This window comes from Cupriavidus lacunae, from assembly GCF_003353055.1.
Classification (GTDB): Bacteria; Pseudomonadota; Gammaproteobacteria; order Burkholderiales; family Burkholderiaceae; genus Cupriavidus; species Cupriavidus lacunae.
In genome coordinates this window covers 1-6,575 of record NZ_QKWJ01000167.1, presented here as the reverse complement: position 1 = coordinate 6,575, position 6,575 = coordinate 1, and the positions used below count along the sequence as shown (strand labels likewise).

The 6,575-nt window shown below is 63.3% G+C and carries 6 protein-coding genes; all 6 read right to left on the bottom strand.

Features of this window, described 5'->3' with window-relative positions:
* Nucleotides 1-123, bottom strand: a 123-nt coding sequence (locus DN412_RS41830) for a GTP-binding protein (protein ID WP_244223096.1), incomplete at its 3' end; no start/stop codon positions are given.
* A gap of 79 nt (nt 124-202) precedes the next feature.
* Complete coding sequence (gene fusA, locus DN412_RS41825; protein ID WP_115216853.1) at nt 203-2,311, bottom strand: elongation factor G; 2,109 nt, start codon at nt 2,309-2,311, stop codon at nt 203-205.
* A gap of 117 nt (nt 2,312-2,428) precedes the next feature.
* Complete coding sequence (gene rpsG / locus DN412_RS41820) at nt 2,429-2,899, bottom strand: 30S ribosomal protein S7 (RefSeq protein WP_010810459.1); 471 nt, start codon at nt 2,897-2,899, stop codon at nt 2,429-2,431.
* 225 nt (nt 2,900-3,124) lie between these two features.
* Entirely contained in the window at nt 3,125-3,502 is a 378-nt protein-coding gene (gene rpsL, locus DN412_RS41815) for a 30S ribosomal protein S12 (RefSeq protein WP_010810460.1), read from the bottom strand.
* A 351-nt stretch (nt 3,503-3,853) separates the two neighbouring features.
* Nucleotides 3,854-5,701, bottom strand: coding sequence for a DNA helicase RecQ (gene recQ, locus DN412_RS41810; RefSeq protein WP_115216852.1), 1,848 nt, complete (start codon nt 5,699-5,701; stop codon nt 3,854-3,856).
* A gap of 206 nt (nt 5,702-5,907) precedes the next feature.
* Nucleotides 5,908-6,575 (bottom strand): group II intron maturase-specific domain-containing protein (locus tag DN412_RS41805; RefSeq protein WP_115216851.1); only part of this gene is annotated, 668 nt, incomplete at its 5' end.

Here is a 6,575-nt window from a genome sequence, read left to right as displayed (position 1 = left end):
GCCGAACTTCGCTGCCAGCACCGTGGCGATCGCTGCGGTCAGCGTGGTCTTGCCATGGTCAACGTGACCAATCGTACCAACGTTCACGTGCGGCTTGGTCCGCTCGAACTTTTCCTTTGCCATGTTTCAGCTCCTAATGGAATACAGTCTGATTCGAATCTTTGCGCCGCCACGCAGGTCATGCGTGGCGGCGCAGCGTTTATTACTTGCCCTTGGCCGTCATCACGGCTTCGGCGATGTTCTTCGGTGCCTCTGCGTAGTGCTTGAATTCCATGGTGTACGTGGCGCGGCCTTGCGTGGCCGAGCGCAGCGACGTCGAATAACCGAACATTTCCGACAGCGGGACTTCGGCCTTGATGATCTTGCCGCCGCCCACCATGTCGTCCATGCCCTGCACGATGCCGCGGCGGGACGACAAGTCGCCCATCACGGTACCCGTGTAGTCTTCCGGCGTTTCCACTTCCACGGCCATCATCGGCTCGAGCAGAACCGGGCTGGCCTTGCGCATGGCTTCCTTGAAAGCCATCGAGCCGGCCATGCGGAACGCGTTTTCGTTCGAGTCCACGTCGTGGTACGAACCGAACGTCAGCGTGACCTTCACGTCCACCACCGGGAAGCCAGCCAGGATACCGGCCGGCAGCGTGTCGACGATACCCTTTTCGACCGCCGGGATGTATTCGCGAGGAATCACACCGCCCTTGATGGCGTCGATGAACTCGAAGCCCTTGCCCGGCTCTTGCGGTTCCAGCGTGATCACAGCGTGACCGTACTGGCCGCGGCCGCCCGACTGCTTGACGAACTTGCCCTCGACGTCTTCGGCCTTCTTGCGAATGGTTTCGCGGTAGGCCACCTGCGGCGCGCCGATGTTGGCTTCCACGCCGAATTCGCGCTTCATGCGGTCGACCAGAATTTCGAGGTGGAGCTCGCCCATGCCCGAAATGATGGTCTGACCCGATTCTTCATCGGTACGCACGCGGAACGACGGATCTTCAGCGGCCAGGCGGTTCAGGGCGATGCCCATCTTTTCCTGGTCAGCCTTGGTCTTCGGCTCGACAGCCTGCGAGATCACCGGTTCCGGGAACACCATGCGCTCGAGCACGATCGGTGCAGCCGGATCGCACAGCGTGTCGCCCGTGGTGGCGTCCTTCAGACCCACTGCAGCGGCGATGTCGCCGGCCAGCACTTCCTTGATTTCTTCGCGCTGGTTGGCATGCATCTGCAGAATACGGCCGAGGCGTTCCTTCTTGCTCTTGACCGGGTTGTACACGGTGTCGCCCGAATTGATCTTGCCCGAGTAGACGCGGAAGAAGATCAGCTGACCAACGAACGGGTCGGTCATGATCTTGAACGCCAGTGCCGAGAACTTTTCGTTGTCGTCAGCCTTGCGCTCGAGCTTCTTCTCGCTGTCGTCCTCGTCCGTGCCCGTAACCGGCGGAATGTCGACCGGCGACGGCAGGAAGTCGATCACGGCGTCGAGCATACGCTGCACGCCCTTGTTCTTGAACGCGGTGCCGCACAGCATCGGCTGGATTTCGCAGGCGATGGTACGGTCACGCAACGCCTTGACGATCTCGGCGCGGGTCAGCTCTTCGCCGCCCAGGTACTTTTCCATCAGCTCTTCGCTGGCTTCGGCGGCGGACTCGACCATCTTCTCGCGCCATTCTTCAGCGGTGGCTTGCAGCTCAGCCGGGATGTCCTGGTATTCGAACTTCACGCCTTGGCTGGCTTCGTCCCAAATGATCGCCTTCATTTCCAGCAGATCGACGACGCCTTGGAAGCCGTCTTCAGCGCCGATCGGCACCACGACGGGCACCGGGTTGGCCTTCAGGCGGGTCTTCAGCTGGTCGTAGACCTTGAAGAAGTTCGCGCCGGTACGGTCCATCTTGTTGACGAATGCCAGACGCGGCACGCCGTACTTGTTGGCCTGACGCCAGACGGTTTCCGACTGCGGCTGCACGCCACCCACTGCGCAGTAGACCATGCAGGCGCCATCCAGCACGCGCATGGAACGCTCCACCTCGATGGTGAAGTCCACGTGGCCCGGGGTGTCGATGATGTTGAAGCGGTGCTCGGGGTAGTTGCCGGCCATGCCCTTCCAGAAGGCGGTGGTAGCAGCGGAGGTGATCGTGATGCCACGCTCCTGCTCCTGCTCCATCCAGTCCATGGTGGCTGCGCCATCGTGCACTTCACCGATCTTGTGGTTCACACCGGTGTAGAACAGGATGCGCTCGGTCGTGGTGGTTTTACCCGCGTCAATGTGAGCCGAAATACCGATATTGCGGTAGCGCTCAATGGGAGTCTTACGAGCCACTTTAATCCTCTATTTGTCCGTGAGGCGCCGGCATCTCATGGCCCGCGCCCCTAACACAAACGGGCGAGATGTGTAAAAACACAGCCCGCCCGGCAACCAACAAACGCTATCGCGCGCTTAGAAGCGGAAATGCGAGAACGCCTTGTTGGCTTCGGCCATGCGGTGCACTTCGTCACGCTTCTTCATTGCGCCGCCACGGCCTTCCGATGCTTCCAGCAACTCACCTGCCAGGCGCAGCGCCATCGACTTCTCGCTGCGTTTCTTCGCGGCCTCGCGCAGCCAACGCATCGCCAATGCCAGACGACGCGACGGACGGACTTCGACCGGAACCTGATAGTTGGCGCCGCCCACGCGACGGCTCTTCACTTCCACCACCGGCTTCACGTTGTTGATGGCAACGGAGAACACTTCGATGGGGGCCTTGCCTGCCTTCTTTTCGATCTGGTCGAACGCGCCATAGACGATACGTTCGGCAACCGACTTCTTGCCGTCCAGCATCAGCACGTTCATGAACTTGGCAACTTCAACGTTGCCGAACTTCGGATCAGGCAGAACATCCCGCTTGGGGACTTCACGACGACGTGGCATCTTCTTTCCTTTAGATTCAGTTGAGAGCGCGGTCAGTTGTTCCCGCTCTCCGGCCACCAACTAGCTTGCATGCAAAAGACAGCAAATTCGCCGGGTGACCACTTACTCGACGGCACGGTGCCAAAAAAGGCGTTCCGTTGTACCGCCGCCTGGTGACAGCACCATGACTCGCGCCACAGGCTATCGTTTGTTGCTTCGGGTCTTTCCGACCCAGGCTGCTGTAGCTTAGGCTGCCTTCGGACGCTTCGCGCCGTACTTCGAACGAGCCTGCTTGCGGTCCTTCACGCCTTGCAGATCGAGCGAGCCACGGACGATGTGGTAACGCACACCCGGCAAATCCTTCACACGGCCGCCGCGGATCAGCACGACCGAGTGTTCCTGCAGGTTGTGGCCTTCACCGCCGATGTACGAAATGACTTCGAAACCGTTGGTCAGGCGCACCTTGGCGACCTTACGCAGTGCCGAGTTCGGCTTCTTCGGCGTCGTGGTGTACACGCGGGTGCACACGCCGCGACGCTGCGGGCAGTTCTCAAGCGCCGGGCTCTTGCTCTTGACGACTTCAGAGACGCGCGGCTTGCGAACCAGTTGGTTGATAGTTGGCATTGTTCAATCCAGCTTGGTTTTTACGAAAAACGCCCCTCGCACCGGCAGCTACACCGAAATGGAAAGGCAACTACGGGTTTTGGGCGGGAGAGGTGAGCGGACGCGCTCTGGAGACGGGACTGTGCGGTAACAGCGTGCCAAAGAGCGCGAGCCGGCACCCGGATCCCGCGTCTGCCGCCACCCGTCCATGGAAACCCAGTCCGGAAGGCTTGCCGGCAGCGACCTCAAGGCCACTTCTCCGACGGGCGAGCGAAATCCAAAGCCAAAAACTCGAATCTGGCATCCTAGCAGCGGAATCGTATACCGTCAAGCCGTATACCCGACCTGGAACGGGGTGGCGCGAGTCGCCGGTCAGAGCCCGCGCAGCGCTTCCAGGATGGACTGTCCGTAGCGCTCCAGCTTGGATGCACCAATACCGGGAATCCCCTGCATGGCCGACAGGGAACCGGGAGCGGTCCGGGCCAGCTCCGCCAGCGTCGCATCGTGGAAGATGACATAGGCCGGCACCCCATGCTCGCGCGCGGCCTCGGTGCGCCAGCGGCGCAGCGCCTCCCAGTTGGCCAGCGTATCGGCGTCCATGTCGGCGGTATGGTCGGTGCGGGTGCCCCGCGCCGCGCGCTCGCCCGACTTGCCGGGCTTGGTGGCCTGGCGGCGCAGGATGATCTGGCGCTCGCCCTTGAGCACCGCGCGCGCGTCCTCGCCCAGCAGCAGCGCGCCGTGGCCGCCATGGTCGATGGTCAGCAGGCCCTGGGCGATCAGCTGGCGGAACACCGTATGCCACTCATGCACCGAGCGGTCCTTGCCGATGCCGAAGGTGGACACCTTGTCGTGCCCCCACTGGCGGATCTTCTCCGAGGCATTGCCGCGCAGCACGTCGATCAGGTGGGTGGCGCCAAAATGCACGCGGCTCGCCTGCGCGGTGCGGTAGACGCAGGACAGCGCCATCTGCGCCTCGCGCGTGCCGTCCCAGGTGGCGGGCGGCTCCAGGCAGGTATCGCAGTTGCCGCACGGTTCGCTGGCTTCGTTGAAATAGGCCAGGATGCGCACGCGCCGGCAACCGGCGGTCTCGCACAGGCCCAGCAGGGCGTCGAGCTTGGACGAGGACACGCGCTTGAAGGCCTCGTCCGCCTCGGACTCGTCGATCATGCGCTTCTGCTGCACCACGTCGCCCAGGCCGTAGGCCATCCAGGCATTGGCAGGCAGCCCGTCGCGGCCGGCGCGGCCGGTTTCCTGGTAGTAGCCTTCCATGCTCTTGGGCAGGTCCAGGTGGGCGACAAAGCGCACGTCGGGCTTGTCGATGCCCATGCCGAAGGCGATCGTCGCCACCATCACCAGCCCCTCTTCCTCGCGAAAGCGCGCCTGGTGGTGCTGGCGCACCTGCGCATCCATGCCGGCGTGGTAGCCCAGCGCATTGATGCCCTGCCCGCTCAGCCACTGCGCCGTGTCCTCCACCTTCTTGCGCGACAGGCAATAGACGATGCCGCTGTCATGGGTGCCGTCGGCGGCAGTGTGCTCGGCCTTGATGAAGGCCAGCAGCTGCTGGCGCGCATTGTCCTTCTCGACAATGCGGTAGCGGATATTGGGCCGGTCAAAGCTGGAGATGAAGACGCGCGCATCGTGCAGCGCCAGGCGCTCGATGATCTCTTCGCGCGTGAGCGCGTCGGCGGTCGCGGTCAGCGCGATGCGCGGCACATACGGGAAGCGCTCATGCAGCACCGACAGCTGGATGTACTCAGGCCGGAAGTCATGGCCCCATTGCGACACGCAGTGCGCTTCGTCGATGGCGAAGAGCCCGACGCGCGTGCGCTCGAGCAGGTCGAGGAAGCGCGGCGTCATCAGCCGCTCCGGCGCCACGTAGAGGAGCTCGATGCGGCCCGCCAGCAGGTCGCGCTCGACCGCCGAGGCCTCGGCCCCGGTCAGCGTCGAATTGAGCACTGCGGCGCGCACGCCGGCTTCGGTCAGCGCAGCGACCTGGTCCTGCATCAGCGCGATCAGCGGCGACACCACGATGCCGACGCCCTCGCCGGCACGCTGGCGCAGCAGCGCCGGGATCTGGTAGCACAGCGACTTGCCGCCGCCGGTCGGCATCAGCACCAGGCAGTCGCCGCCCGTCGCAACGTGGTCGATGATCTCGGCCTGGCGCCCGCGGAAGGCGTGGTAGCCGAATACATCTTTGAGGATCGCCAGCGCGTGCGACATAGACAACGGAATTGCTGAAGCCGGAAAAGCCGTAACCATACCACTAAGGGGGCCCGCTTCAGCGCCCGCCGGGCAAACAGTCCGATCTTTCTCACGACAGCGCCGCCGGCGAGCGGAATCGGGATAGGGGCAGGCCTCGCGGCCCGACCCCTCCCACACCACCGTGCGTACGGGTCCGTACACGGCGGTTCGGATCGGTTGATCGACTACGGACACAAGGATGGAAGACCGAGAGACCGCAGGTAGCGGTTGGTCAGTGAGTGCTGGAGCGCGGGGCTATTGCTCAGTCTCCATACACCGTGCGGAGAACCCGCCGTCTGGGCGGCAAGGTCCCGGCTGACACCACGCGCGGTCAACTCCCGGAATCGCGTTCGCCCCCGCTTCCACTGCTTCCAGAAGAAGCAGCGTACACGACGGCGTACCCATTCATCCAAGCGCTGGAGCACGCTGGGTGTTTCGCAGAAACCGAAGTAGCCACGCCACCCTGTCAGGTACCGGTTCAGCGTGCCGATCATCTGGTCTACGCTGATCCCTCGCGTGCGTTGAGTCAACTCCCGGATTCGATCCTTAAAGCGAGCCAGCGCCTTGGGCGCGATGCGCCGTTTGACCTGTACCCGGTTCGAGAAGGTGAAGCCGAGGAATTTGCGCGTGTGTGGCCGCGCGACCGCGCTCTTCGCCTCATTGACCTTCAGCTTCAGCTTGCCGGTGAGGAAGGCCTTGAGCCCCGCCATCACCCGCTGGCCCGCGCGTTCGCTGCGCACGTAGACGTTACTGTCGTCGGCGTACCTCACGAAGCACAGACCGCGTCGCTCAAGCAGCTTGTCGAGGTCGTCGAGCATCAGATTGGATAACAACGGTGACAGCGGACCGCCCT